This is a genomic window from Chryseobacterium sp. HNCC26DJ239, assembly GCF_057180445.1.
This window is the reverse complement of the sequence record NZ_JBXUGJ010000016.1, coordinates 1-1,762: the sequence shown is the minus strand read 5'-3', so window position 1 is coordinate 1,762 and position 1,762 is coordinate 1. Positions and strand designations below refer to the sequence as shown.

The 1,762-nt window shown below is 38.3% G+C and carries 1 protein-coding gene; it reads right to left on the bottom strand.

Translation table 11 applies throughout. The annotated features are described in order from the left end of the window. On the bottom strand, window positions 1-1,650 hold a 1,650-nt coding region (locus AC2A1D_RS17785), incomplete at its 3' end, for an IgGFc-binding protein (protein WP_484044915.1). Window positions 1,651-1,762 lie beyond the last annotated feature (112 nt).

Here is a 1,762-nt window from a genome sequence, read left to right as displayed (position 1 = left end):
AAGTGGGGTCTGAGTAGAGCTTGTAAATGTCGGTACAATTACTTTTGAAGCACACACATTGATAGACTGTGTAGTTTCTTTTAGACAAGTAAATACTTTATATATAGCTGTTGTAATAGGAGTACAAGTACCCATTCCTACTTGCACGGTGTAATTTCCTGCAATAAGAGGAGTGTAGGTATTTGAAGTCGCACCAGTAATAGCAACTCCATTCAAATACCATTGGTACGTATCATAGCCATCATTTACTTCAAGAATAATTCCTGGGATACAGTCACCTGTTTGTTTTGCAATGGCAGGTACCGAGTTGAATCCGGCAAAATAACCTCCATAACCAGCTGTACTAAATCCTCCGTTGATCCCTGCTGTTACAGCTTTGTTAGATTGGATTGTTAAGTTTCCGGTCACACCAGAAATTGCGTAGGTTACCCAGTTTGAATTTCCTGTTAAAGGATATGGTCCTTGTGCAGCGGTTGGAGCAACACCATTTACGGTTACCGTAGCGCCTGCTTCTGTTAAAATATTTAATTTTAATGTAATAGCACTATTGGTGTTTGGCATAGAATCTACAAAACCGATTTCATCAATTTTTCTTGGTAAGAAACAGTTTAATGGCGGTATATAGTTGAAACCACAAGTTGCGTTATCATTATTTACGGCAACGAGCTGATAAAGATATACGTTTTTAGATGTAGAAACCAACATGTTGTAATGACCATTCGTACCTTGAGCTTGGTAAGCAGATCCAGGAATTCTATACCATTGCCCTTGGTTGATGGTAGCAGCAGCAGTTGTAGATCCATTCAAAAATACTTGAGTATTATCTTCTGTAGCTATAACGATCCCTCCTTCTAAAGCAGAATCTGTAGAAAGCGTTCTTACAATTGCAAAAGTATTCCCTAATCTTTCTGTAGGAACAGATTGATCTAAAATTGCATCAGAACCACTTACAGTAGAACCAAAGTTTCCGTTACTGTTTCCGTTGGTGAGTGTAATCGGTTTGTCTGAGGTAATTTTTGCTCCCATAAAAGGAGCATTAGTTCCTCCAGCGCCGGCAAAAATGAAAGACTGCCCTTTATTTAGAGTAAAAGTATATGGATTAGAAGGTGCAGGGCTCGCTGGCTGCCCGAAAAAGCTGATTGCTCCGGGCCAAGAAACGGTAACTGTAGTTCCGTTTTCTGTAGCTAAAACTCCTGCAGTAAATGAGTAAAGGGTGCCAGAGCCATTAGTAGGCGTGTTTGCAACGTAAAATTCTTTACCAATTCCTGCTTTTCCTTTACTGGTAATAATTTCGCCATGAGCACTTTGTGCAAGCCTCAATGTACAGTAAAAAGGGCTTGTTCCTTTCAAATACAATCCTTTTGTTCCAACTATAAATCCTTCGCCAGTGGTAGTGGCAGTAATTAGAGAAGCTGTTACATCGAATGTTTGCGGATTGTTTTTACTGATCGTTACTGTTCCGATAACCGCATTATTATTGTAAATGTTTACATCAAAAGGGGTCACAGAATCAGTGGATAAATACAGTTTATTTACATAGGCTGTTGCCGTATTGTAGTAGGGCGCGATCCAGTGCTCTGTGTCTCTTTGTGCAAAAAGACTACTGAACGTAAGTAGCACTAATGCAAAACTTAGTAGAAATTTTTTCATTTTTGGGGTAGAATTAGGATTTCTACAAAAATAGTTATAATTTTTTAATAATTCTATGGTATGTTTTCTAAATTCTTGAATTGAAGTAGGTGAAAAAAAATACCGTGATAAT